Below are 25,729 nucleotides of genomic sequence, written 5' to 3'. Positions count from 1 at the left end.
ATAAGCATTGCGTACTGCGGACGGAAGCGTGAACTACGGGCGACGCCCCAGCATGTCCAGGAGTCGAAGTTGCAGCGGTGCATCTTCAGACACTGCGCCGCTGGCACCCTCGCCGAATACTCCGGTAGCCACCAAGTGCGTAGCTGTCGGGGAAAGAGTCTCCCAAAGGCTCGACACGATCAGCGGATTGAGTTCGAGCTCACCGCCTGTGGCTCGTGCAAGGTCCCAGGCATGGATCGTGAGATCAACCAAGCGGAAACCGAAGAGGCGCCCACCGGGAATATCTCCGGCTGGGTGCGGAACTACCAGTTCGAAGGCGCCAGGCGCTGAAAATGCAGCACGCTGGGCGGCAGTTGACTCATCAAATGCCTGCAGTAGGTCGGTGTCAGCCTTTGAAGCGCCCATCGACGCAATTGCGTCTTCGCGACTGCCGCCACCAAGCAGGACTACCGACATTCGATTGGCGCCGATCACGTGATCGATCAGGCCACGGACAGTCCAATCCCCAAGGTGGGTCGAGTCATCCCACTGGTCCGGGCTGATGGGTGCCAATCGCGATCGAAACTCAAGGCTGGCGCTGTCAAGGGGGGCAAGTGGATCCATGCGCCGAGACTAATGACCGACTCCACTTGATGTGGCGTTTGGCAGGATTTTCATTCGGTGGCACCGCAGGGCCTCGTCAGGATTTCTAGTCCAGGCAAGTCGAGTTGAGCGAATGCCACACGGGCAGACAATGCACAGGCGAGTGAGTCCGTGCACTCAAGATCAATTCGCGCACAGCTTCAAGAGTCGCCTTGGGATTGTCCTGCTGTACGACATGCCCCGAGCGAGCCACGACTTGGATCGCATTGCTCGACAGTCGTGTAGCCGACTCCTGTTGCGCGCGCCATTCGGCGATGGCTGCGGCTGATTCTCCGTAGGTCGGCCCACCCAGATGGTCCTGTCCGGGACTTGAAGCACTTACGACGAGCAGTGGCTTGTCTTGCAGTCCTAGATCCCCCTGCGCCGCGGCTCGACTTTGCAACATGTCGATGGCTTGACCGGCTTCATGCCAGTAGTGACTGCCACCCTTGCTGCTTGGGTCGACGCCTTCCATCAGCAGCAGACCACTGACCTCGTGGGGGTACTGGCGAACCAAGGAGCGCGCAACCAGGCCACCGTACGAATGCCCAAGTACGACGTACGGTCCCGGCTCCCCCGCGGCTTCAAGGAGCTTGCGAAGCTCCCGGGCCTGCTGCCCTGAGTTCGTCGCGGATCCGGGGTGAGATCGAGCGGGACTGTGTCCGAGTCCGGGACGGTCGTACACACACGTTCGTGTCAGTTTGGCCAGACTCGGGCGAACTGTTGCCCACTGCGAACTTGCAGTTCCCAGCCCCGGAATCACAATCAGCGTGAGCGGTCCCGAACCCTGACAGTTGATCCATTGCGACAGTCCGTCGGCCTTGATGATTCGAGTATTTGCAGTCGTGGGTCTATCCGAGGCTGGTGAATCGGCGGCCTTGGCTTGCGGAGCAACAAATCCAAGCAGGACTCCGAGGAGCACTCCAATGATGATTGGACGCGACGATCTAGCCACCATTCGTCGCCATCTCCAGCAAGGTGTTTGCGGTATTCCAATTGCGCGCAGTACCGCCGAGTTTCGGGATCGAAAGCTGCCGAGCGAGTTTGCTGTTGCCAATTCCGTCGGGCGTGTAAAGGTAGATGAAGCGGCCGATTACCTCGGCGAAATCGTGACTTCCTGTGTCCTGCGATGCTGCGAGCTGAGATTCGATCAATGCGATCTGCTGTGAGTTCACGGCCTTTTCAAGGACGATGCAGTGCAGGGTCTTGGGTTGCGCCCCTTGGGGCACTGGCCATTGAGCTACTGCTAGCGCGAACTCGTCTCGAGATATCGCAACAGCAGGTACTTGCAAATCGAAGGAGTTCTCAATCACGCGACTGACAAGCCCAGCAACCTTGGCTGGTGCGAGCTTGGACTTGCACACGACATTGCCAGATTGAATATAGCTTCGTACTTCCGCCAGGCCCGCCTCGGTGAGTGCCTCCCGAAATTGAGCCATTGGCAGCTTGTTGTTTCCCCCAACATTCACCGCTCTCAATAAGACGATAATTGCTGTTTCAACAGCCATGTCGATCAACTCCTGACCTGCACATTGGGTGTGCCATTCGTCCTCGCCGATGCGATCGCGGTGTAACACTGGCCCCCTCTTCGAAGGAGCCTGGATGTCTGTCTACACGATCTCGCACATCAACATCAATGTTGCTGACCTCGATGCGTCAGTGCACTTCTACATCGACGAACTCGGGCTCAATCTTGTGCGGCGAGTGAGCGCAAATGCCGAGAGCGAGGGCAGCGCCGGAAGCGAGACGGCCATCATCAACACCGGTGAGCGTGGAGTCAGCCTTGAAAACATCAAATATGACGCCAGCGCCAACTCTAAAGAGGTGTCGTGGCCTGCGCCCAAGCTTGGCGTTATCGGACTGCAGTTGGAGCTGACCAAACCGGAACTTGATGGAGCGCATTTGGTTGACCCTGATGGAGTGCTCGTAGGCGTCACTGCAAGTGACCGCAATCGCATTGCGGGTGTGGACCTCCTTGTGGCCAACTTGGAGGACACGAAGAGGCATTGGAGTCAAACCCTTGGGCTGGATTTCCAAGATGCACCCAGCAACAGCAACTATGACGCGTTCGTCGAAGTGCGCAGTTCTCAGGATCAATTTCGCATCACTTTGAAGAGCACTCCCCTGCAGCCAGAACTCACCGCAGGATTGCAGCTTGGAGCGCGCAGGCTGGCTTTCACAGTCGATGATGTTGAAGGCTCATTTGCCAAGGCAATGGCTGACGGAGCTCGATCCGAATCCGCTCCAGCTCAATTCGAATTGGGGCCGGTCAAAATGCTTGCCGGGCTGTGGTTCGACCCGAACGGCGTGGTGCTGCAAGGCCTGCAGTTCATCAAGACAGAATCGGGATGAGTGCAGCTACGAAGCTTGCGCGGAGTCGATGATCGCGAACAGCATAGGAAGTACTTCAGCGAAGGCTTCGTAGGTTTCCAGTTCAGCAATCTGCTCGCGAGAGAACCAGCCGGCGGCCTGATTCTCCCAGTGAAGATCAGACGGTGGCGCAAACTTATCTTTCACCTCAACCACCACAGTTGTGTAGGCCCAAGATTCGTGCACGTGCTGGGCATGATCTCCAAGCACGACAATTTCGATGTCCAATTCAATCTCTTCCTGGAATTCGCGCAAGGCCCCCTGGACAGGCGTCTCCCCCGCTTCCAAGGCTCCCCCTGGCAAGGCCCACTGGCTGCGGCCGCCTTCGACGTTGTCTCCGCGCTGAGCCAGGAAGAAGCTCTCCGAGCCCGATTCGTCCACATGCCGGATCAATATTCCGGAAGCCCCATGAAGCCCCCAGCGACGCTGACCATCGGGGAAAAAGACAAATCCGTCCCCGCTCCCACCCCATGGAACCGGTACATACACCGGTTCGTCCTTTTGGGCTGCCTCGGTCGCGAACTGCTGGTGCCACTCCACAGCATCACCTTACGACCTGGCCGGTCCTCATGTGTCAGCCTGGAACGATACGGTTCGTCCATGGCATCCAGGCGCACCCTGAGCGTGATTCTGGCCTGGGTGGCCACTGTCCTGCTGCTGGCCTGGAATCTTTTCCATGACCAGTTCCTCGGTTCTGTTCTGCTCAGCTTCGGCTGGTTTGCCATTGCCGTAGCGGTCGGCACACAAGCGGTTCGCCTTGCCTGGATCACACCGAGCGCGGAAGTTGCAATACCCCGTTCATAACGATTTCTTGATCGATTCTTTACGCAATCGTGATCGCCTTATCGCAAGTCGCGCGGAATATTGAGAGCGCGCAGATGTTGAACTCTATTGGAACCACATTATTGGCATCTGCGTCAGATGCTCAACAGGTTGGGCCATGAGAGCGAAGGAGTACGACGATGAACGAGACTTCAATGCGCGGTTCGCGAATTGGTGCGCTGAGCTACGAGAACGACCTCCACGTCGTTCCACCAGCGACTACGCCGCTCCAGTACGTATGTTCGCAGGGGCACGTCACCGTCATTCCATTCTCGATTGAAGCAGAGGACATCCCCCGCACTTGGGGCTGCCGCTGCGGTCGCGAAGCACGCGCCACCGGCGAACTGGAGAACATGGCGTCAACCGACGTCAAGGCGGCGCGCTACGTCCGCACCCACTGGGACATGCTGCTTGAGCGCCGCTCGATCGCTGAACTCGAAGAACTCTTGAACGAGCGTCTCGCATTGCTCCATGGGCATGACATGCCTGTGCTGAAATCTGCTTAAACTTCACGCTCGATCGAGCGGGGATTCAAGGGGTCGTCATTCTCATGAATGACGACCCCTTGAACTATGTCGCCATCTTCTCGCCAGGTACGCACCCGCCAGTTCATGCCACCCGAGGCGGTATTCAGGTTCGTGAAGGGAGCAGCGAGTCGAGCCTGCAACAGTGGGATGAACAGGGCCGATGAAGCCACATCCGTCCAGAAGCCAGGGATCATGAACAACAAGCCGGACAGCATCCGAAAGGTCACCGACCTACTCGGAGTCGAACTCCTCTTTGCGGAGGCGAGTGCGGCTCGTCCGCCACTGCGAAACACCACCCACCCAATTGGCATGCCGATGAAGGAGATCAGCAGAGCCCAGCCCCAGCCGAACCAACTGACAAAGGCGAAGAAAGTGACAATTTCAAGGAGCGGGTATCCAAAGATCAGCAGTCTTCGCGCGTAGCCCATCACTCGCCTCGTTCGGCTGCCGCACGCCTTCGCTGAGCCTTACGTCGTAATCGCGTCACGCGATCATCGAAACCCCAGACGGTCACTCGCCACAAGGCCTCGATAACGATGCGATGGCTCATCTTGCTCGTGCCAGCTGTGCGCTCAACGAAGGTAATGGGAACCTCGCGCACCCGGAGTTTGCGCTGCGTTGCGCGCCAAGCCAAGTCAACCTGAAAGCAATAGCCCTGTGAGGCCACCTCATGCAGATCGAGTTGACGCAGAGTTTCGGCACGGAATGCGCGATAGCCGCCAGTGGTGTCATGAATGGGGATGCCCAGAAGAACTCGGGAATACAAACTTCCGCCTCGCGAAAGGAGCTCTCGGCCCTTCGACCAATTCTCCACCTCGCCACCTTCGACCCAACGTGAGCCCAGCACAAGATCGGCATCGCGAAGTGCATCCAGAAGCAGTGGCAGTTGTTCTGGCTGATGGGAGCCATCTGCATCCATTTCGACGACCACATCAAAACCCTCTTGCAAGGCCCAACCGAAACCCGCGAGGTAGGCCGCGCCGAGGCCTTCCTTGCCCAAGCGATGCATCACATGCACCTGGGGATCCGCAGAGGCCAACTCTTGGGCAAGGTTTCCGGTGCCATCAGGCGAGTTGTCGTCCACGATGAGAATCTCGGCCTCAGGAACACTTTGGCGAACTCGACGCACAATTGGCGTGATCGTTTCGAGTTCATTGAAGGTGGGGATGATGACCAGAATGCGGCCAAGGTCCTGGAAACTCACGTCGACACCTTACGTCGCGACCTGATCCTTGCCCGCACAGCCCGTACCGCCAGGTAGAACGCAAGACTCACGCCGATCAGAGCCCAGCTGTCTGCCAGGGGACGTCCCAGAGTGGCACTTGGATTCTGACCACCCCGGAGGGCCACTTCGTTGACCTCAGAGCCGACCACACCCTCATTGATCTGACTACTGATCCTTCCATCGGGGGCGATGAAAGCGCTGATGCCGGTCGTTGCTGCAACGACAATGCTTCTGCCGGTCTCCAAGGCACGGAACCTCTCGATCTGCAATTGCTGGCTTGGCTGGGCCGTGCCGCCATATGTTGCGTTATTCGTCTGCACCGTGAGTACTCGAGCACCGCCGTCGATCAACGGATCAATCACACTGTTGTAAGCGATCTCGAAACAGATGACATCACCAATATCCAGACCATTGACGTCGAACAGTCCCGGTGTGGTGCCCGCTGCGAAGTCACGGGTGATGCGCGCGAATCGATCAATCAAGCCCGAAATGGCTGATCTGAAGGGGATGTACTCGCCAAAGGGAACCGGATGAGTCTTGCTGTACGTCTGGCCCGGCCCCATTTTGGGATCCCACAGAATCCCTTGATTCCAGACTGAAGTTGGATCACCTGGCACATTGACGATTGCGCCGACCAGCACCGGTGTATTGATGGCGCGCACACTGGTGCCGATTTCTGCGGCGGCGGCAGCATCGATATTCGGATCAAGATCCGATGCATTCTCAGGCCACAGCACGAGGTCTGGTTTGGGTTGCATTCCAAGGCCGACGTCCCTGGCCAGCAGCATGGTTTGTCGAACATGGTTGTCGAGAACAGCACGGCGCACGTCCATTGCACCTAGGCCTGTTTGTGGCGTGCCACCTTGCACAACAGCAATCTGCGCTGTGGGAAGGCCTCTGATCGAGTCGCCAGCTACTGGTGGAGACATCACCATCGGCAGTGACACGATTGCCACCGCTACGACGCCCCAAGCCAGCGCTGCTCCTACTTGTCGACGATGCAAGAGCTGCAGGCCCGCGACAATGGCGCTGGCACACAAGACGATCGCCCCACTTGTTCCAAGCGCGCCAGTGAGCATCGAAAGCCGCCCAAAGGTCGTATCTGCCTGGGCGAACGCAAGATTGCCCCAGGGAAAACCGCCAACGGGGAAACTCCCTCGCAGCCACTCTTGGGCGACCCACATTCCGGACACCCAGATGGGCCACCAAGGCAACCGACTCAGCAGGGCTATTCCAAGGCCCATCACGGCGAAGTAGCCAGCACAGACGACTGACAGCAGAATCCAAGCGTCGCTTCCCACCACAGTGAGCCAATGCAACAGCAGGAGAAAGAACACCGTTGCCGATGCGAAGGCAAAGGCAGCAGCATGCGCCATCTTCGTATTCACAAGGAGAGCAATCAGCAATGCAACAGCAGGAAGCGCGAACCAGCCTTGGCCGACAGGTGGGAAAGCCAAACTCAGGAGCGCGCCACTGGCGACCGCTAAGAACAACCGCAGAGCGAAGCCGAGCCTTGCTGAATTCAGACTGGGCGAATTGAGTGACTGAACCTGACTAGTCGACAATGACGAGTTCGCGAGTCTGATTGTTCATCGACTCCACGCCGTCTTCCGTGCACACCACGATGTCCTCGATGCGCGCACCAAAACGGCCTTGGTCATAGAAGCCCGGTTCGATGCTGAAGGCCATACCCGGTTCCAACACCAACTCATTGCCTTGCATGATGTACGGCTCTTCGTGTGTCTGCATTCCGATCCCGTGACCTGTGCGGTGGATGAACTGCTCTCCCAGCCCTGCGGCGGCCAGGCGATCTCGGGCGGCACTGTCGATTGCCGCGCAAGTCACGCCTGGAGCTGCCAAAGCTGAAGCTTGCTGCTGCGCTTGGAAGAGCTGCGCATACTTCTCGAGGTACTCCGGACCAGGATCACCAACGGAATACATACGGGTGCAATCGCTGCAATACCCGTCCGGCATCGTGCCGCCAATGTCAACGACCACCGAATCCCCTTGTTGGATCACGCGGTCCGAGAGATCGTGGTGCGGGCTTGCGCCATTAGGTCCGGCAGCGACGATGACGAAATCAACGCTGACGTGGCCAACCGCAATGATGAGTTCAGCGATGTCTCGCCCAACTTCCCGTTCAGTGCGCCCCGCGCGCAACAGACTGGGGACCCTTGCATGTACCGCATCAATTGCCGCACCTGCACGGCGCAAAGCATCAATCTCTCGTGCGTCCTTGCGCATGCGGATTGGTTCAATCAGCGGCCCAGCAGCGGTCTGTGCTGCCTCAGGCATCGCATCGCGCATCCGCAAGACCTTGGATGCCCACATGTGGTCGTCAATGGCCACTCGACGCGCGGACGGAATGAATCCGGCCACTCGGCTATACGAATTCTCAGTCTCATTGCAGCCAATAATTGGGATGCCCATTTTCGCGATCGGGCTTACCATTGCCGCTGGAACTTCAAGTGATGGCACGACGATGACAGCGTCCCCATCGGTGGACAGCACCAGGCAGGTGAGCCGCTCGAGTGCTTTCGCGTCATAGCCGGTCAGATAGCGAAGATCGGCCCCAGGACTCACGAGTACTGCATCGATGCCCGACTGCCGGGCCGCAGCGCGCACTCGGTCCATGCGTGAGGCGAAATCAATGGGGCCAAAGGCTGCTTCCATCACCACAATCTAAGGCATCCAAGGTCAAGCGGCTGGAATTGCAGATCTGCGACGATGCTGCCATGAGCACTGGTCCGATTCTGTTGCTTGACTCCGCATCGTTGTACTACCGCAGTTTTTACGCTCTGCCTGATTCGATGAAGGCACCCGACGGCCGACCGCATCAGGCTCTTCGAGGTTTCCTGACCATGCTGGACGCCTTCCACGAACAATTCCTGCCGTCGGGCATCGTGGCCTGTTGGGACGCTGACTGGCGTCCGTCATGGCGGGTGGATCTCATGCCCTCGTACAAGGCACACCGGGTAGCGCAGATGATTGACGATCACACTTGGCTCGAAGAAGAGCCTGATGAGCTCACTCCTCAAGCCGAAGCCCTCGCCGAACTCCTCGATGTCGCGGGTATCGCCCGTATTGGAGTCACCAACTACGAAGCTGACGATGTACTGGCCAGCATTGCGGCGCAGACCCCAGGACCGGTTGTCGTGATCTCTGGTGATCGGGATCTTGTCCAATTGGTCGACGATGACTGGCAGACGAGAGTGTTCCTTGCGGTCAACGGCGGCATGCCGAAATGGCCGCTGCTCGACTCTGGCGGTGTCGAAGCCAGATACGGCGTACGTGCAGATCAATACGTAGATCTTGCAGTTATGAGGGGCGATCCATCTGACGGCATTCCGGGGGTGCCAGGCATCGGCGAAAAGACGGGTGCAGCTCTGCTACACGAGTACGGCTCACTGGATGGAATTCTTCAAGCCGCCACTGGACCGGCGAAATCGCCACTCACCCCAAGAATTCAAGGATTGTTGATCGAGCATTCCGAGGCAGTGCGTATCGCTCGTACGGTTGCTAGTGCAGTTCGTGATCTCGAAGTTGAGATAGTTCCGGCAATTCCAAGCCAAGCCAAGGATCCCGTCCGGCTCAATGCGATTGTTGAGGAGTGGGGACTTCGCCGCTTCATTCCGAAATGGTTTCCGAGCTAGACCTTCGACACTGAGGCCACGACTCCCCGGTTCACCAGATCAGCTGCCTTCGAGGCAGTGAATCGCAGAGGATGATCTGAGGGAACGGCTTGAGATATCTGCCCTAGCAGGTCAATGACCTGACGCGACCATCGAACGAAATCGCCAGCAGTCAGATCCTCACGCGTCAGAATCGAATACAGGCTGTTGCCCTGACACCAGCGGTAAACCGGCCAGACAAATCCCGAATCCATCATTCGCGTGGCGTGAAGTCCGTGCCCCGCTTCAATCTCGTGGATCTCTGCCCACATGCTCTGCATCGCTTCGAAAGCAGCGCGAATGGGCCCGTGTGGAACTTTCGGGGAATCGTCATCTGAGCTGCGCGCCTCGAACACGAGGCTTGAGCACACCGCGGCCAACTCTGCCGGGGTGAGTTCATCCCAGGTTCCTGAGCGCAGGCACAGAGCCGTGAGGAGATCGGACTCGGTGTACAGCCCCATCAGCAATTGGCCTTCTTCTGTCACCTTCGCGCTGTCATCAGCTGACGTGAGGTAATCGAGTTCAACGAGTACTTCGCAGATGCGATCGAAATGTCGAGCAATCGAATTGGTGCGACCCTCGACTCGACGTTCGAGCTCGCCAATTTCGCGTTGTGCGCGGTGGTAGCGCTCAGCCCAACGCGCGTGCTGTTCGCGTTCATTGCAGCCGTGACATGGATGCTGACGCAATTGGGCGCGCAAATGCGTGACCTGTTCGTCATCGTTGCGCACCTGCTTGTGCTTGGCTCCCGCTGAACGATCCCCGGCAACTTCGCGCAGGGCTGAGGCAAGGTCCCGCCTTGATTGCGCATTGCGTGCGGAGAAGGTCTTGGGAATTCGCAACTTTCCAACAATCTCAAATAGTGGATTGATCTCCAGACTTGAGATCCGGCGAACCTGCCGCTCAGAAGTAAGGACCAGTGGTCGAGGATCCGAAGCATTGCCGTCAAAACCAGTGTCGAGCACGACAGCTGGGCCAGCACGCTTACCTGCAGGAATGATGATGACGTCGCCAGGTTTGAGCGAACGAAGAACGTCGGTCGCGTTGTCTCTGCGCTGCGCAGCCGCTGAGCGATTGACATCCTTCTCACGTCGCGAAATCTGCTCGCGCAGGGCCGAATACTCAACGAAATCACCGAGATGACAGGCCATAGCGTCCTGGTAGCCCTCAAGACCCTCTTCCAGGCGACGTATCTGGGTGGCAAGTCCGACAACAGACCGATCGGCTTGGAATTGCGAGAAGGAAGTCTCAAGCACTTCGCGGGCAGTGTGCCGACCCAGGCGCGAGACCAGATTGACGGCCATGTTGTACGAGGGCTGGAAGGAGGAACGCAAGGGGTAGGTACGCGTGGAGGCCAGTCCAGCCACCGCGCGTGGGTCCAGGCCTTCCTGCCACAACACGACTCCATGACCTTCGACGTCGATGCCGCGCCTGCCGGCACGTCCCGTCAATTGCGTGTACTCGCCGGGTGTCAACTCAACATGGGTTTCACCGTTCCATTTGACCAGCTTTTCCAGCACCACTGAGCGCGCTGGCATATTGATGCCCAGAGCAAGAGTTTCGGTAGCAAACACAATTTTGATGAGCCCGCGTTGAAACAGATATTCGACGACTTCCTTGAAAGCAGGCAGCAAGCCAGCGTGGTGCGCAGCGATCCCCCGCTCGAGCCCATCGAGCCAATCATCGAAGCCGAGCGCCAAGAGATCGTCATCAGGGAGGTGACTGGTGGCTTCGAGTGCGTACTCGCGCACCTCGGCTCTGTCTAGCTTTGAGTTCAAGCGCAAGCCAGCCGCCAGACATTGCTGGACTGCGTCATCGCAGCCATTGCGGCTGAACAGGAAATAGATGGCGGGCAGCAATCCGGCCTGCTCGAGCTGGGCAACCACGTCACTCCTATACGGAGTGAGGCCATTGCGCCGTCGAGCCCCGCGTTCTGGCCTGGCGCCCCGACGGCCCGGTTCGCGAGCCAATCGCTCCAACTCAGGATTCACCACCTCCTGAGCGTCATCGACGAAGAGGTCGTACATCCGGTGGCCGGCGATTACGTGTTGCCACAGAGGAACTGGGCGATGTTCCTCGACGATGATGTCCGTTTCGCCACGCACCGTCGCCAGCCAGGCACCAAATTCTTCAGCGTTGCTCACTGTTGCTGAAAGAGCAGCAATGCTCACCGACTGTGGAAGGTGAATCATCACCTCCTCCCACACCGCACCGCGGAAGCGATCGGCGAGGTAATGCACTTCATCCATCACGACATACGACAAGTTATTCAAGGTGCTTGATTGCGCATACAGCATGTTGCGCAGCACCTCAGTGGTCATCACCACGATCGAAGCCTCGCTGTTGATCGAGGTATCACCGGTCAGCAAGCCGATGTGCTCAGCTCCGAAATGATCAACCAGATCGTGGTACTTCTGATTTGAAAGCGCCTTGATTGGCGTGGTGTAGAAGCACTTGCGGCTGGCTTGCAAGGCCAGGTAAACGGCGAATTCGCCGACCACGGTCTTGCCAGCACCAGTGGGGGCAGCCACCAATACGCTGCGCCCGCGTTCCAGAGACGCACAGGCGGCCCGTTGAAAGTCGTCGAGACCGAATGAATAGTCATCGGCGAAAGCCTGCATCAGTGGAGTACGCGCGCGTTCTCGCGAAGCGGCGTAGCGCTCAGCAGGACTATTCATCTTCATCCAGATTCAGTGGCGAGATCTCATCATCGTCCAGATTCGGGAAATCACCGTTGCGCGCACGCTTGCGCGCGCGCCTTCTGTCGTTCAGAAGGCAGAAGAAGATGGCGAAGGTCACCAACATCAAAATCGGCGCGGCGAGCAAGCTCATGTTGATGGGGTCGCCCGTGGGAGTCGCCACTGCAGCAAAGATGAAGATGATGAAGATGACCCACCGCCACCAGGACACCAGTCGCTTGCCTGTGAGGATGCCAGCCAAGTTCATGGCGATCAGCACGAGTGGAGATAGGAAACCCACGCAGAACACCAGGATCATGCGCAAGAAGAAGGACAGATACCGATCAACTGAAACAATGTTCGCCACGCCATCCGGGGTGAAGCCGAACAGGATGTCTAAACCGATGGGTAGAACTGCGTAGGCGACGAGTACGCCTGCAAGTACCAGCGGAAACGCGACAGCGACAAATGCAAGAGCCCATCGACGCTCATGACGATGCAGCCCAGGAGTTATGAATCGCCAAAGTTGGTACAGCCAGACCGGAGCGCTGATGATGAGCCCCGCAACTGCCGCCACTTGCAACTGCAGAACGAATGGATCAGCAACGCCGGTAAGTGCCAGAGTGATCTCGCGACCCTGTGCCTTGGCCTCCGCAACTGCGTCATTGAATGGCGCACTGATCCAAGCAAAGAGTTGTGGATAGAAGAACCACCCGATAACCATGCCTATGGTCACGGCAATCGCTGACTTCACCGTGCGCGATCGCAGTTCGCGTAGGTGCTCCGTCAACGGCATAGCCGTTGATCGGTCGGTACGAGACATCCAGGCGACTACTCGTCAGTCGACTTTTTGACTGTTGCGTCCTCTGGTGTCGGCTCAGTTTCGGTCAGACCCTTGGTTTCGGCCTTGAAGATGCGCAAGGAGCGCCCGAGTCCGCGAGCGGCATCAGGAAGGCGCTTGGCCCCAAAGAGCAGGGCGAGGATCACAACAATGATCAGGATCTCAGGTGCGCCAAAACTCTTGAACATCAACCAGTCCTTCGTAGGGGAATATGGTCAAGAGTACGACGCGAGTGCCTCTAACGCCGAATCCGCCACCCATACGCGCGCTTCATCGGGGGAAAGTACCTGCATCTCGCCGGCCAAGGACAGCACGACCCGACTCAGCCAGCCGAGGTCTTGATAGGCCAAATCCGCCTCAAAGTGTCCCTCAGGCCCGATCGCCACCTGCGTCAATGGATAGACGTCCAAAGCCCAACGACTGCTTGGCGATATCCGCACGCGTGCGACCAATGCAGCAGATGCCACTGCCGACGGATGTACAGCAGGAATGTCAGCGTCACCCAATTGCGCCGACAGAATTCGGTCGACGCGGAAGGTGCGAACCGCTTCTGCGCGCTCGCAGTAGCCCTCAAGATAAAGGCGTCCATCAGTGGTGACGATCTGCGTGGGATGGACAACTCTCTCGGTGACGGCATCATCTGTGCGAGCCGCATAGACGATGCGCAGGCTTCTGTGCTCAGCCAATGCGGATTCAATCGCGTCCAGCACAACTGAAGTCACGCCGCTTTCCACCATCAGGCCAGCGGAGGCCTGAGGCGCTCCCAATGCGATCTCCAGCCGGGCGATGACCCTGTGCAAAGTGGCTCGGTCGTGGGTGCCAGGCACTTGCAGCAAGAGACGAAGCGCAACGAGTAGGGACATGATTTCGTCCCCGCCCAGCCGCAAGGGACGGTCAAGAGTCTGAGGGTCAATGACGTGGATACGGCCATCGTCCCAAAACTGAATGTCGACCAATTGATCTGGTCCGTGACCGGGAAGGCCGCAGACAACGAGCAGCCACAGATCCTTCTCGCACTGTTCTACTGATATGCCGAAATGGTCTGCAGCCTCGTCAACGCTGACTCCATCGTGAGCAAGCAGCCACGGCACCATCGTCATGAGTCGTGAAAGGCGGGGACCAGATTCACTCATTTCAACTCACCGCCGTGGGTCCCGGCGATGGCTGCCAGTGAGTGTTGAACTCTCGCTCGAATGCCATCAGGTTCCAGCACTACGACTCCAGCACCGGCTGAGCACAATTGAGAGATGAGCACTTCCTCCGAAACGGCTGCAACCGTGATTTCGATCTCTTGAAAGGGATCGCCTCCCCCGTCATTTGCTGCACGCAGTTGGGCTCCTTGACCGGCCCTGATCAGGACTCGGGCGCGAGCGGGACGCTCTGAATCGACTCCTCGCACAATTTCTGCCAAGTCAATGCCATCTGGACGCGGATTGGTGATGTCACGGGCGGTCACCGTGACTGATCCGAGTATTCGCGATACCCGGAAGGTACGGCGATCTTCGCGATCGAGGTCGTGTCCGATGAGGTACCACTGGCCATCGTGCGCGATGACTCCCCAAGGCTCCAAGTTGCGGTTGACCGAATCTTCGTCCTGTCCGCCTCGGTAGTCGAATGTGACGGCATGCTGTTCGCGCAAAGCAGCCATGAGCGGCAGTAATGCCGCGTCAGTAGCCGTCATGCGAACATCGTTGAACTCGCGCAGCTCAGGTGCGTCACCTGAGATCGATTCGATCTTGCGCAGGGCGGTAATGGCCGGAGCCTCGAGCACGGCGCTCTGCCACGTTGCTGCTGCCAGTGCTATGACAGCAAGTTCATCTGCATCGAAGGTGAGCTCTTCATTTGAGATTTGCCGAGGAATGACATAGCCCTCGACATCACCGCTTGCATCGAGGACCGTCTCAACGGGTACGCCCATGCTGCGCAAAGCATCCTTGTCGCGTTCGAACATCCGCTCGAAGGCAACTTCTGAAGCATCAGTGCTGTATCCAGCGACAGCGCGGCGAATATCAGCCCTTGGCACTGGACGTGGTGATCCGAGCAAGCAGAACACCACATTGAGCAGCCGCTCAGTGCGATCGACTCGAGCCAAGAGTGCTAGCCGACGTTCAGCAGGTCGATGATGAAGACCAAAGTCTGCCCGGCCAAGCGGTGACCACCGGATTCTCCATAGGCCAAGGCGGGCGGGATAACCAACTGTCGACGACCGCCGACCTTCATGCCCGGGATCCCCTCCTGCCATCCGGCAATGAGCCCATTCAACGGAAAGGTGATGGATTCGCCACGGTCCCAGGAGGAGTCGAACTGTTCACCTGAGGTGAACTCCACGCCCAGATAATGCACCTCAACTCGGCCTCCGGGAACTGCCTCGGCGCCGTCTCCGACAATCAGGTCGGTGATGACCAGTGTGGTCGGCGCGGGCCCCTCGATGAAGTCAATTTCCGGCTTCTGCGTCATAACTCAACCTTAGTTCTCGATGGATAGGAGCTGGACAACGAAGGCCAGCGATTCATCCGGGAGGATGCCGCTGCCCGCCAGTGGATTGGATCCGTACCCTGCGGCGCCCGGAATGATGAGCAGCCGCTCCTCCCCCAATCTCATGCCTGGCATGCCCTGTCCCCATCCGGGAATCAGTTGATTTAGCGGGTAAGTGATCGGAGCACCATTTGCCCAGGAGGAATCGAACTGCTGCTGGCTGATCAACCCGACCCCGCAATAGTTGAAGGTGATGGTGTCAGTGGCCGTCATCGCCTGCCCTTTACCAGGGATCAAGGTCTTGGCGGTGACATCGGTCGCCGCGGGCAACGCAGGTGCCACTGTTATCACAGGTGCGAGATCGGTGTCTTCAACGGTGATGCCGGAAATTGTCGTTCCACGCGTGGGCTCAGATTCCGAGTTGACCGGGCTACCGCCCACGATCGCGCATTGCGTGGTCACATAACTGCTGCCACTCGCCGGTTCGGCGGAGGTGTTCGGTGGCGATGCCTCCTGCGATGAACAGGCAGCGAGGAGGAGGCCAGTGGCGAGCAGGATCGCAGATTTACGCATGAAGTGAGCCTAGTCAATGCTCCTAAGGGCGGAGCTGGCACTACATGAGCGCGATAAGCCGCTCAACCCGCTCGTCTACAGCAGTAAATGGGTCCTTGCAGAGGACTGTTCTTTGAGCCTGATCATTCAGCTTCAGATGAACCCAATCAACGGTGTAGTCCCGATGATTGTCCTGCGCACTCTTGATGAAATCTCCACGCAATTTCGCTCTGGTGTTCTGCGGCGGAATCGACTTCGCCTCGAACACTTCAAGATCCTTGGAGATGCGATTCACCATTCCACGCCGCTCGAGAAGATAGAAGAGTCCGCGGTTGCGACTGATGTCGTGGTAAGCAAGATCAATCTGCGCGATCCGCGGTGAGTCAAGTGACAGATCATGCTTGGCGATGTACCTATCGATGAGCTTCTTCTTGATGACCCAATCCAAGTCGCGATCCAAAGAATCCAAATCCTCTGCTTGCAGGGCAATGAGTGACTTCTCCCAAAGGGCGAGCACCTGACGGTGCACAGGATCCTCACGCAAGCCACGACTGTCGGCGAATGCACTCGCCTTTTCGTAGTACTCAGATTGGATTTGAATCGCAGTGAGGTCTCGCCCGGTACTGAGTTTGACCTCTGTCTTGCACGTGGAGTCATGGCTGATTTCACGGATCGACCGAATGGGATTCTCCAGGCTCATATCGCGCATGACTACGCCGCCTTCAAGCATGCGCAATACAAGATCCACAATGCCGACCTTCAGGAAAGTCGACATCTCGCTCATATTCGAATCGCCAACGATGACATGCAGTCTTCGGTACAGCTCTGCGTCAGCGTGGGGCTCATCACGGGTGTTGATGATGGGCCGTGAACGGGTTGTGGCGCTGGACAGCCCTTCCCAGATGTGGTCGGCCCGCTGGCTCAGGGCGTAAATCGGGCCACGCGGAGTCTGCAGAACCTTTCCCGCGCCTGTGATGATCTGACGGGTGATGAAGAAGGGAATCAGTCGTTCGGCAAGTCGAGCAAAATCGCCATGCCGTTCGACGAGGTAGTTCTCGTGACAGCCGTAGGAATTGCCACCTGAGTCAGTGTTGTTCTTGAACAAGTAGATGTCGCCGTTGATGCCTTCGGCGCGCAGTCGCTCCTCGCCATCAAAGACCAGGCCTTCGAGAACGCGATCACCGGCTCGGTCGTGGGTGATCAGGAGCGGGACGCTGTCGCACTCAGGCGTGGCATATTCGGGGTGGCTGCCAACGTCCAGATACAAGCGCGAACCATTGCGCAGAAACACATTGCTGCTTCGACCCCACGAGACCACTCGTCGGAAGAGGTACCTCGCTACTTCGTCAGGACTCAGGCGTCGCTGACCTTGAAAAGTGCAGGTGACTCCGTATTCAGTCTCGAGGCCGAAGATCCTGCGGTGCATCCGCCCACACTAGGCCAGAAGTGCATCCAGCCGGCCGCCATTGATGCGTACGAAGGTTCGTCGTGGGCGATTGCGATCGAGCACAGCTACCTCAAGGGCGGCGGGTTCAAGTGTGCGTGCAGCTTCAGCGCCGAATTCAGCAAGTAGGCGCACCGCCAAATTCAATGCGTCAGCCAGTGACATGCCTGTCTGCCACTGCTCCTCCAGAGCCGAGGTGATGCTCTCGGCTTGCCCGCCCATCGCGACGTAGCCCTGCTCGTCGGCGACAGATCCATCGAAGGTAAGGCGATAGAGCTGGTCCTCGCTTGAGTCATCACCGATCTCGGCGACAACAATCTCAACCTCATACGGCTTGGGCATCTCAGTGAAGATGGTGCCAAGCGTTTGTGCGTACGCGTTGGCCAAACTGCGTCCGCTGACATCACGCCTGTCGTATGAATAGCCGCGCATGTCTGCCAGGCGCACTCCAGCAACGCGGAGGTTCTCAAATTCGTTGTACTTGCCGACGGCGGCGAAGCCAATACGGTCGTAGATCTCGCTGATCTTGTGCAGCGCACGAGAGGGATTCTCGGCAACAAACAGCACGCCATCGGTGTATTCGAGAACAATCACGCTGCGACCGCGAGCGATGCCCTTGCGCGCGTAGTCAGCTTTGTCTTTGATGACCTGCTCAGGGGCAACATAGAAGGGCATGCTCACTGTGCGTCCTCCATTGGCACCAGGGGTCCATCTGGACGTCGTTGTCTTGCTTGCACGATCGTGGTGACGTACGAGGTGAGTTCATCTTCATGCAGCATGCGAACACCTGATGCATCGTTCACCGCAACGACGGGAAAGATCCCGCGGGCCAGATCAGGTCCACCTGTTGCGCTGTCATCATCGGCTGCGTCGTACAGCGCTTCAAGGGCAACCGTGATTGCCTGCTCTGCGCTCATGTTCTCTCGGTACATCTTCTTCATCGAATTCTTGGCGAAGAATCCACCTGAACCCACTGCGTGGTAGTCGTACTCTTCGTAGCGTCCACCTGTGACGTCATAGGAGAAGATTCGACCTCGCTCACGATCCAGGTCGTATCCAGCGAACATGGGAACAACCGCCAGTCCCTGCATGGCCATCCCAAGATTTCCGCGAAGCAGTGCCGATAGTCGATTTGCCTTGCCATCAAGACTCAACTGCATGCCTTCGATTTTCTCGTAGTGCTCAAGTTCTACTTGAAACAGCCGAACAAGCTCTATGGCAATGCCGGCGGCGCCAGCGATGCCAATCGTGGAATGCTCATCGGCCTGAAAGACTTTTTCGATGTCGCGCTGGGAAATCACATTGCCCATCGTCGCCCGGCGATCCCCGGCCATGATCGCCCCAAAGTTGCCTCGCAGAGCCACGATTGTGGTGCCATGCGGCGCCAGAGTGCTGGAATCCACGGAAGAATTCAACAGCAATCGAGCGCTCAACACATCTGGGGCAAGGTCAGCGAGAAAGTCAGCAAACGAGGGCGAGCCGGAGCGAAGATATGCCGCTGGCAGCAAGCCACCACCCGAGGTCACTGACCACCCTTTTGCACAAAGGACTTCACAAAGTCTTCAGCATTGACCTCAAGTACATCGTCAATCTCATCAAGCATCGAGTCGACCTCGGCATCAAGAGCAGCCTTGCGCTCCGTTGCAGCCGCATTTGAGGACACCTGTTCTTCAGGCGCATCCTGAGCAGGCCGTACTGACTTGCGTTCGGCGTTCTCGCGTTGAGGCATTTGTCTAGGTTACCTGCTTGGCCCGCTAAGCACCCAGCAACTCGACCAGTTCGGAGGCATTTGCTGCGCTTGCAAGAAGCTCACCGACAAGGGCTTCAGTGCCTTTGGTCGGCTCCATTGTTGGCACTCGTACGAGAGTGTCCTTTCCAGGCAGATCGAAGATCAGGGAATCCCAGGATGCTGCGGAGATCTCATCGGGGAATCGGCGCAGACACTCGCCACGGAAATACGCCCGCGTGTCGGTTGGCGGATGGAATTGCGCATGCTCGATCTCTTGATCGGTGACCATTCGCAGGAGTTGCCCACGCTGTTCTAGACGAAGTGCCAAGCCCTTGTCCGGACGAATATCGGCATACTGCAGATCTATTGCCTGCAGCCGTGCCGATGACCACTCCAGTTCCCCACGAGTTCGATACGCATCCATCAGCCGATATTTGGCGACCCAATCGAGCACATCGGCACATTCCAGAGGCTCATCCTGCAGCCGATCCAAGATGGTGCCCCATTGATGGAGAACATCAGCGGTCTCAGCATCAAGCTCACCGGCATATTCGGACTCGCAGTACTTGGATGCCAGGTTCCAAAACTCACGCTGCATTTCCAGCGCTGTCCAATTGCGACCGCCGGTGAGCGGCAGGCGCTTTTGCAAAGTGATGTCGTGACTGACCGCATACATCGAACGCACTGGTTCAGTTGGCGTCATGTCCATGCCATCAAGAAAGCCGCTCTCCAGCATGCTCAACACGAGTGAAGTGGTACCCATCTTCAAATAGGTTGCCGTATCGCTCATATTGGCGTCACCAACGATGACGTGCAGACGTCGGAAACGCTCGGCATCGCAGTGTGGCTCATCGCGGGTGTTGATGATCGGACGTTTGAAGGTCGTCTCGAGCCCAACCTCAGTCTCGAAGAAGTCTGCTCGTTGACTGATCTGATACTTGAAATCTCGGGTCTGCTGGCCAATACCGAGGCGACCGGCGCCGGTGAAGATCTGCCGAGAGATGAAGAAGGGAGTCATCCAAGCCACGATGGCCGAGAATTCGGTGCTGCGACTCATGAGGTAGTTCTCATGGCAGCCGTAGGAAGCGCCCTTGTTGTCGGTGTTGTTCTTGTACAGAAGAATCGGCAGATCCACGCCATCTGTTGTGGTGTATTGCGCTGCGCGATGCATGATGGTCGCCCCCGCGCGATCCCAAAGAACGGCGGCGCGAGGACCTGTGACCTCTGGAGATGAGTACTCAGGATGGGCATGGTCGACGTAGAAGCGGGCACCATTGGTCAAGATCACATTGGCCATGCCCATGTCATCGTCAGTGAGCTGCGAGGGATCTGCTTCCGAGCGAGTCATGTCAAAGCCCCGGGCATCGCGCAGCGGAGCTTCTTCGGAGTAATCCCACTGTGGATTGCGCTGTCGGCCCCTGATGTTGTTGCGGGCATAGGCGTTGACCAGTCGCGTCGATGTCGCCATCGCGTTCATGATGCGCACGCCCGGCACGGTGATCCCGTACTCGGTCTCAATGCCCATGATCCGATGCACGGTCATGTGGCACTCACTTTCTGCGAGTACTCACAGGTACTGGCCGGTGTTGGCAACCGTAGCGATCGAACGGCCCGCTTCATTGCCCTTTTTGCCTTGAACAAGAGTCCGGATGAACACAATGCGTTCACCCTTCTTGCCGGCGATTCGCGCCCAGTCATCGGGGTTGGTCGTATTCGGCAGATCTTCGTTCTCGCGGAATTCATCAAGGCAGGCATCAATCAGGTGCTGAACGCGGATGCCTTTCTCACCGGTGTCGAGGTAGGCCTTGATTGAGGCCTTCTTTGCGCGCGACACGATGTTTTCGATCATCGCCCCTGAATTGAAGTCCTTGAAGTACAGAATTTCCTTGTCGCCGTTGGCGTAGGTGACCTCAAGGAAGCGATTCTCATCGGATTCTGCGTAGATCATTTCGACGGCTCGCTGGATCATCGCTGCGCATGCCGCCGGCACGTCACCGTCGTGGGCAGCGACGTCATCAGGGTGGATCGGCAGTTCGGGCACGAAATACTTGGTGAAGATCTCACGTGCTGCTTCAGCATCGGGACGCGCAATCTTGATCTTCACGTCTAGTCGCCCGGGACGCAGGATTGCTGGATCGATCATGTCCTCGCGGTTGGAGGCACCGATCACGATGACGTTCTCAAGCCTTTCGACTCCGTCAATCTCACTGAGCAATTGCGGAACGATGGTGTTTTCAACGTCACTGGAGACGCCGGATCCGCGAGTGCGGAAAAGAGAATCCATCTCGTCGAAGAACACGATCACCGGCATTCCTTCTGAAGCCTTTTCACGTGCTCGCTGGAAGACAAGGCGAATGTGACGCTCAGTCTCACCGACGTATTTGTTCAGCAGCTCTGGGCCCTTGATGTTCAGGAAGAAGGAACGTCCCTCGTCGGTTCCGTTTCGCTCAGCGACTTTCTTGGCAAGTGAGTTGGCAACCGCTTTGGCGATCAATGTCTTTCCGCAACCGGGAGGGCCATACAGGAGAATTCCCTTGGGAGCCTTCAGCTGATGCTCGGTATACAGCTCGGGATGCAAGAAGGGGAGCTCCACGGCATCGCGAATGGACTCAATCTGCTCACCGAGGCCACCGATGTCCTCATAGCGAATATCGGGCACCTCTTCGAGGACCAATTCTTCGACTTCTGACTTCGGGACTCGTTCGGTTGCATAGCCCGAGCGGGTGTCAAGCAACAGCGAGTCGCCGGAGCGCAGCTTGATCGACAGCAAGGGCTCTGCAAGCCGAATCACTCGCTCATCGTCGGATCGACCGACAACCAAGGCGCGGGTGCCGTTGTCGATGAGCTCCTTGAGCATCACGATCTCGCCGACATCCTCGAAATCGCGAACGCCAATGATGGTCATGGAATCGCTCAGCATGATCTCTTGACCTGGAACCAGAGTGTTCAGATCGATGCCAGGCGCCACCGGCACGTGCATCTTGCGGCCCGCAGAGAGCACGTCGGCGGTGAATTCGTCGACTGAGCGAAGGAAGGTGCCATAGCCAGCGGGGGGCATTGCCAAGCGGTCGAGTTCACCCTTGAGATTGACGATCTGCTCACGGGCATCGCGCAAAGTCCCGATCAAGCGATTGTTATGATCCTTCTGCGCAATGAGGTCGCCTCGCAGGCGAGTGAGGGCAGATTCCAGAGCAATGACACGCTCGACGTCGGGCGTATTCGGGTCCGTCATTGCCCCTCCTTCGCGTTGCTCGTGCTAAGACTCTAACTCTTCGCTTGTTAATTCGGTGTTCGCGGCGTGTTGCGAACCTGGTCCGGTGTAGTCCTCGCCATAGGCACCTGGGGCAGGTCGGCGACGTCGAGTCGGCAGCACTGCACCAGGCGCCAGACGTCGCGCTGTGACAAGAAAGCCGGTATGACCATTCATTCGGTGATCAGGTCGAACTGAGAGTCCGTCCAGATGCCACGTACGCAACATCGACTCCTCGGCCCGGGGCTCGGTCCATACCCCGGCCACCCGCATGGTCTCCACCAACTTTGACAGTTGCGTCGTTGTGGCGACGTATCCAACGAGAATTCCACCCGGAGCAAGTGCTGCAGCAACCGCGTCAAGACACTCCCAGGGCGCCAGCATGTCGAGCACTACTGCGTCGAGATCTCGCTCCTGCAAGGCAAAGGTCAGATCACCCAGGATGAGCGACCACTGCGGCGGACGCACTCCAAACCAGGTCTCAACATTGGCCTCGGCAATCGTGGCGAACTCCTCGCGGCGCTCGAAGCTGTAGACCTTCCCTTCGCTGCCGACGGCCTTGAGAAGCGAGCAAGTCAACGCACCTGATCCAACGCCAGCTTCGGCCACTCGATCACCTGGATGCAGGTTCATCAACCCAACGATTCGTGCCGCATCTTTCGGGTAGACGACCGTCGCCCCACGCGGCATAGCGAGCACAAAATCATCCAACAGTGGTCGAAGAACAAGATAGGGAGAACCGCCAGATGCATTCAGTACCGAGCCGGACTCTTGCCCAATGATCTCGTCATGTGGCAATCCACCTCGGTGACTGTGGAAGGTCTTGCCCACCGTCAAGGTGATGGTGTGCAGCTTGCCCTTGGGATCGGTGAGTTGTGCGAGATCGCCTTCGCGAAAGGGGCCCTTGCGGTGAACGGCATTCGACATTCAAGCAAGCGTAGTCACCCCTGCGGCCTACAGTGGTCAGCGTGAGTCAAGCCTTTCCACGAGCGTTGTCCCCCTCGCGAGCAAACGACTTTCAAACCTGTCCGCTGCTCTTTCGACTCCGCAGTATTGACCGCATTCCAGAGCCACCATCTGCTGCTGCGGTCCGCGGCACTTTGGTGCATGAGGTTCTTGAACGGATGTTCGACCTGCCCGCCGCTGAGCGATCAATTGCATCGACGAAGACTCTGGTGGGTGAAGCCTGGCTTCGGCTTGCACTAGCTGATCCCGACGCCGCGACCTCGCTTCTTGTTGATGCCAAGCTCGAGCCAACCGTGTCTGATGCACCGCGGTTTGCCGAGGCCATGATCAAGCGCATAGAGCCACTGCTCGAGACCTATTTCACTCTCGAAGACCCTTCGCGCTTAGAGCCGCATGCTCGCGAGGTTGCACTTTCTGTTGAGATCGCCGAGGGCTTCAATATTCGTGGCTTCATCGACCGAGTCGATAAGGCCCCCGCCGGCCAAATTCGCATCGTCGACTACAAGACGGGCCGTGCCCCACGCGCTGGCTTCGAGTCCAAGCCGATGTTTCAGATGCGCTTCTATGCCTTGGCTTGGTGGCGTCTCACTGGTGAAATTCCCGCCATGCTCCAACTGCTGTACCTGGGAAGTAAAGAAGCCTTGCGCTATGAGCCCGACGAGCAGGATCTGCTGAACACCGAGCAGAAGATTTTGTCCATTCGTACGCGAATTCAAGCCGCCGTCATTGCTGGCTTTGAGCCGACGCCTTCGAAACTGTGTTCTTGGTGTTCCTATCAACATTTGTGCCCCGCCTACGGCGGCACTCCCCCGGCGATGCCAAGCCAGGACAGCTGGGAATCAATCGCCTTTGAGAGCGCGCAGGTTGACGAAGACTAGGTGTGCAACTGCCATAGGGCTTCAAGAGTGGTTCCCTCAAGAGTAGCAATTTGTACCACCCCAACATTGGCTTCAATCAGTGCAATATGCGGGATGGCAATCACCCGGCACCCGGCAGCCAATGCCGAAGCTGTGCCGGTAGGTGAATCCTCAAGAGCAAGGCAATCGATCGGATCAAAGCCCAGCCGGCGTGCGGCCTCCTGGTAGGGCTCCGGATGCGGCTTGGGGTTTCCTACCTCGTCGCCACCGATGGTCACAGTGAATGCTCGGCGTCCAAGATCGTGATCGATGGCCCATTCGACTGCATCGATGAGTCGCCGCCAAGAGGCAGTGACCAGCGCAGTGGGAATGTCCAGAGTCAAAGTCTCATCAATGAGGTCGCGCGCACCTGGCTGCCACTGCAAGGGAGTTGTTCGCAGCAACTGCTCCATCGTGGAGAGCAAGAGCTCCATCGCATCGCTGAATGTCACATCGGTCTCGACCTTGGCCAACATGTACTCGATTACTCGTTCGAGTGGCCCGCCAAGGCATTCTCGCTGGTCCGCCTCATTCCACGTTCCACCGAGCCTGGCCATCACAAGATGTTCGGATTCCAGCCAAAGGTGTTCTGAGTCAATGAGCGTGCCATCCATATCGAAAAGCACTGCGCGAGGCATCACGTGTTGAAGTACCCGGCCTCTGTCTGGTGCACCGTGCCCATTGCCGCACTGCCGATCACTACTCTTGTGGTGAGGGCCTCACGAAGGCTTGAGCGCGACGAGGGAGACATGATGACCAAGTCTACTGATCGGCTTTGTGCCGCAGGTCGACTGTTGGTCGCTCGGATTGGGGTTTCCAGTGATTGAGTTCGACGGATTGCCCGAACTCAAGGAGCCGATCCTCCTTGCCGCTTTTGAGGGCTGGAACGACGCTGGCGAGTCCGCTTCATCAGCTATTGAATATCTACGCGAGATCTGGGACGCGCAGTTGTTGGCCGAGTTCGACTCGGAGGACTACTACGACTACCAGGTCAATCGGCCTCTTGTCTCAACCGATGAGACCGGCGTTCGACAACTGGCCTGGCCGGCAACTCGGGTTTATACCGCGCAGATTCCGGGCGCCAAGCGCGATGTCGTTCTGATCCAGGGCATTGAGCCAAACATGCGCTGGCAGCAGTTCGTTCGCGAGATTCTCGGACTCTGTGCTGAGTTGGATGTCCGTCTCGTTGCGACTCTCGGCGCGATGCTCACCGACACTCCACACACTCGGCCGGTGCCAATTCACGGCACGAGCACCGACGCGCAACTCCAAGCCGACCTCGGAGTTGAAACATCGACCTACGAAGGCCCTACTGGAATCGTCGGCGTTCTCCAGCACGCATGTGCCAACTTCGGAATCCCGGCAGTCTCCCTCTGGGCGTCGGTGCCGCACTACGTCAGCCAACCTCCGAACCCCAAGGCCACTCTTGCTTTGATTCAACGCGTTGAAGATGTGCTGGACGTTTCGATTACCGTGACCGAGCTGATCGAGGACGCCCGAGCCTGGGAAATGGGCGTCGATGAACTGGCGTCGGAAGATGACGAGGTCGCTGAATACGTACGCCAACTTGAGGAAGCCCGCGATGCTGCGGATCTACCTGAGGCCAGCGGTGAAGCGATTGCTCGAGAGTTCGAACGCTACTTGCGTCGCCGAGGTACCGAC

At 57.9% G+C, this 25,729-nt stretch carries 26 protein-coding genes and 3 pseudogenes; 6 read left to right on the top strand and 23 right to left on the bottom strand.

From position 1 onward, the window contains the following. Positions 1-33 precede the first annotated feature (33 nt). The 3 genes from Q7L55_01125 to Q7L55_01115 form a co-directional block, all read right to left on the bottom strand. Positions 34-603, bottom strand: a complete 570-nt coding sequence (locus Q7L55_01125; protein ID MDO8731170.1) for a TIGR03086 family metal-binding protein — start codon at positions 601-603, stop codon at positions 34-36. A gap of 85 nt (positions 604-688) precedes the next feature. Then, complete coding sequence (locus Q7L55_01120) at positions 689-1,579, bottom strand: alpha/beta hydrolase (protein ID MDO8731169.1); 891 nt, start codon at positions 1,577-1,579, stop codon at positions 689-691. Continuing rightward, complete coding sequence (locus Q7L55_01115; GenBank protein ID MDO8731168.1) at positions 1,569-2,198, bottom strand: DUF1697 domain-containing protein; 630 nt, start codon at positions 2,196-2,198, stop codon at positions 1,569-1,571. Before Q7L55_01115 ends, Q7L55_01120 begins: the two co-directional genes overlap by 11 nt. A 25-nt stretch (positions 2,199-2,223) precedes the next feature. Between Q7L55_01115 and Q7L55_01110 the strand changes: the two genes are divergently transcribed. Next, on the top strand, positions 2,224-2,973 hold the full coding sequence (locus Q7L55_01110) for a VOC family protein (GenBank protein MDO8731167.1): 750 nt from the start codon (positions 2,224-2,226) through the stop codon (positions 2,971-2,973). A 6-nt stretch (positions 2,974-2,979) separates the two neighbouring features. On the opposite strand, the gene Q7L55_01105 is transcribed toward Q7L55_01110, so the two are convergent. Next, positions 2,980-3,531 carry an NUDIX hydrolase gene (locus tag Q7L55_01105; GenBank protein ID MDO8731166.1) on the bottom strand — a complete coding sequence of 184 codons (552 nt, stop codon included), beginning with the start codon at positions 3,529-3,531 and terminating at the stop codon, positions 2,980-2,982. 60 nt (positions 3,532-3,591) lie between these two features. Here Q7L55_01105 and Q7L55_01100 point away from each other — a divergent pair, with 60 nt between their 5' ends. Continuing rightward, positions 3,592-3,795 (top strand): hypothetical protein, encoded by a 204-nt coding sequence (locus Q7L55_01100; GenBank protein ID MDO8731165.1) that lies wholly within the window; start codon positions 3,592-3,594, stop codon positions 3,793-3,795. A 158-nt stretch (positions 3,796-3,953) separates the two neighbouring features. After that, a complete protein-coding gene (locus tag Q7L55_01095; GenBank protein ID MDO8731164.1) occupies positions 3,954-4,319 on the top strand; it encodes an RNA polymerase-binding protein RbpA in 366 nt (121 codons plus the stop codon). Here Q7L55_01095 and Q7L55_01090 read toward each other — a convergent pair. The 4 genes from Q7L55_01090 to Q7L55_01075 all read right to left on the bottom strand — a co-directional run bounded on the left by Q7L55_01090 (position 4,316) and on the right by Q7L55_01075 (position 8,238). After that, entirely contained in the window at positions 4,316-4,768 is a 453-nt protein-coding gene (locus Q7L55_01090; protein ID MDO8731163.1) for an FxsA family protein, read from the bottom strand. The genes Q7L55_01095 and Q7L55_01090 overlap by 4 nt on opposite strands. Further along, positions 4,768-5,544 carry a polyprenol monophosphomannose synthase gene (locus Q7L55_01085; protein MDO8731162.1) on the bottom strand — a complete coding sequence of 259 codons (777 nt, stop codon included), beginning with the start codon at positions 5,542-5,544 and terminating at the stop codon, positions 4,768-4,770. The genes Q7L55_01090 and Q7L55_01085 overlap by 1 nt, the downstream gene beginning before the upstream one ends. Continuing rightward, positions 5,541-7,058 (bottom strand): apolipoprotein N-acyltransferase, encoded by a 1,518-nt coding sequence (gene lnt / locus Q7L55_01080; GenBank protein ID MDO8731161.1) that lies wholly within the window; start codon positions 7,056-7,058, stop codon positions 5,541-5,543. The genes Q7L55_01085 and lnt overlap by 4 nt, the downstream gene beginning before the upstream one ends. 61 nt (positions 7,059-7,119) lie before the next feature. After that, the gene (locus Q7L55_01075) at positions 7,120-8,238 is read right to left on the bottom strand and encodes a Xaa-Pro peptidase family protein (protein MDO8731160.1); all 1,119 of its coding nucleotides are present in this window, start codon (positions 8,236-8,238) and stop codon (positions 7,120-7,122) included. Between the two features lie 62 nt (positions 8,239-8,300). On the opposite strand from Q7L55_01075, the gene Q7L55_01070 reads away from it, so the two are divergent. Further along, positions 8,301-9,218: a 5'-3' exonuclease gene (locus Q7L55_01070; GenBank protein ID MDO8731159.1), complete on the top strand. Its 918-nt coding sequence runs from the start codon at positions 8,301-8,303 to the stop codon at positions 9,216-9,218. On the opposite strand, the gene Q7L55_01065 is transcribed toward Q7L55_01070, so the two are convergent. The 14 genes and pseudogenes from Q7L55_01065 to Q7L55_01000 form a co-directional block, all read right to left on the bottom strand. Then, entirely contained in the window at positions 9,215-11,914 is a 2,700-nt protein-coding gene (locus Q7L55_01065; GenBank protein ID MDO8731158.1) for a DEAD/DEAH box helicase, read from the bottom strand. The genes Q7L55_01070 and Q7L55_01065 overlap by 4 nt on opposite strands. Beyond that, positions 11,907-12,737, bottom strand: a complete 831-nt coding sequence (tatC, locus tag Q7L55_01060; protein ID MDO8731157.1) for a twin-arginine translocase subunit TatC — start codon at positions 12,735-12,737, stop codon at positions 11,907-11,909. Before tatC ends, Q7L55_01065 begins: the two co-directional genes overlap by 8 nt. An 11-nt stretch (positions 12,738-12,748) precedes the next feature. Then, a pseudogene (tatA, locus tag Q7L55_01055) lies at positions 12,749-12,943 on the bottom strand (Sec-independent protein translocase subunit TatA). Positions 12,944-12,970: 27 nt separating this feature from the next. Then, entirely contained in the window at positions 12,971-13,888 is a 918-nt protein-coding gene (locus Q7L55_01050) for a WYL domain-containing protein (protein ID MDO8731156.1), read from the bottom strand. Beyond that, positions 13,885-14,847, bottom strand: a complete 963-nt coding sequence (locus tag Q7L55_01045) for a WYL domain-containing protein (protein MDO8731155.1) — start codon at positions 14,845-14,847, stop codon at positions 13,885-13,887. The genes Q7L55_01050 and Q7L55_01045 overlap by 4 nt, the downstream gene beginning before the upstream one ends. 5 nt (positions 14,848-14,852) lie before the next feature. Further along, positions 14,853-15,212: an FKBP-type peptidyl-prolyl cis-trans isomerase gene (locus Q7L55_01040; GenBank protein ID MDO8731154.1), complete on the bottom strand. Its 360-nt coding sequence runs from the start codon at positions 15,210-15,212 to the stop codon at positions 14,853-14,855. A 9-nt stretch (positions 15,213-15,221) separates the two neighbouring features. Further along, positions 15,222-15,803 carry an FKBP-type peptidyl-prolyl cis-trans isomerase gene (locus tag Q7L55_01035; GenBank protein ID MDO8731153.1) on the bottom strand — a complete coding sequence of 194 codons (582 nt, stop codon included), beginning with the start codon at positions 15,801-15,803 and terminating at the stop codon, positions 15,222-15,224. A 40-nt stretch (positions 15,804-15,843) separates the two neighbouring features. After that, entirely contained in the window at positions 15,844-17,208 is a 1,365-nt protein-coding gene (pafA, locus tag Q7L55_01030; GenBank protein MDO8731152.1) for a Pup--protein ligase, read from the bottom strand. A gap of 9 nt (positions 17,209-17,217) precedes the next feature. Continuing rightward, positions 17,218-17,901 carry a proteasome subunit alpha gene (gene prcA / locus Q7L55_01025; GenBank protein MDO8731151.1) on the bottom strand — a complete coding sequence of 228 codons (684 nt, stop codon included), beginning with the start codon at positions 17,899-17,901 and terminating at the stop codon, positions 17,218-17,220. Positions 17,902-17,903: 2 nt separating this feature from the next. Further along, positions 17,904-18,752 (bottom strand): proteasome subunit beta, encoded by an 849-nt coding sequence (gene prcB / locus Q7L55_01020; protein MDO8731150.1) that lies wholly within the window; start codon positions 18,750-18,752, stop codon positions 17,904-17,906. Then, entirely contained in the window at positions 18,749-18,955 is a 207-nt protein-coding gene (locus Q7L55_01015; protein ID MDO8731149.1) for a ubiquitin-like protein Pup, read from the bottom strand. The genes prcB and Q7L55_01015 overlap by 4 nt, the downstream gene beginning before the upstream one ends. Positions 18,956-18,980: 25 nt before the next feature. After that, the gene (dop, locus tag Q7L55_01010) at positions 18,981-20,498 is read right to left on the bottom strand and encodes a depupylase/deamidase Dop (GenBank protein ID MDO8731148.1); all 1,518 of its coding nucleotides are present in this window, start codon (positions 20,496-20,498) and stop codon (positions 18,981-18,983) included. A 24-nt stretch (positions 20,499-20,522) separates the two neighbouring features. Continuing rightward, a pseudogene (gene arc / locus Q7L55_01005) lies at positions 20,523-22,097 on the bottom strand (proteasome ATPase). Between the two features lie 114 nt (positions 22,098-22,211). Next, positions 22,212-23,132, bottom strand: a complete 921-nt coding sequence (locus tag Q7L55_01000; protein ID MDO8731147.1) for a tRNA (adenine-N1)-methyltransferase — start codon at positions 23,130-23,132, stop codon at positions 22,212-22,214. 41 nt (positions 23,133-23,173) lie between these two features. Here Q7L55_01000 and Q7L55_00995 point away from each other — a divergent pair, with 41 nt between their 5' ends. Further along, positions 23,174-24,049, top strand: coding sequence for a PD-(D/E)XK nuclease family protein (locus tag Q7L55_00995; GenBank protein ID MDO8731146.1), 876 nt, complete (start codon positions 23,174-23,176; stop codon positions 24,047-24,049). On the opposite strand, the gene Q7L55_00990 is transcribed toward Q7L55_00995, so the two are convergent. Then, positions 24,046-24,705 (bottom strand): HAD family hydrolase, encoded by a 660-nt coding sequence (locus Q7L55_00990; protein MDO8731145.1) that lies wholly within the window; start codon positions 24,703-24,705, stop codon positions 24,046-24,048. The genes Q7L55_00995 and Q7L55_00990 overlap by 4 nt on opposite strands. A 181-nt stretch (positions 24,706-24,886) precedes the next feature. Here Q7L55_00990 and Q7L55_00985 point away from each other — a divergent pair. After that, positions 24,887-25,720 (top strand): annotated as a pseudogene (locus tag Q7L55_00985) (PAC2 family protein). Positions 25,721-25,729 lie beyond the last annotated feature (9 nt).

The sequence above is a fragment of the Actinomycetota bacterium genome, from assembly GCA_030650795.1.
Lineage (GTDB): Bacteria > Actinomycetota > Actinomycetes > S36-B12 > S36-B12 > UBA11398.
This window is presented reverse-complemented; position numbering and strand designations above follow the sequence as displayed.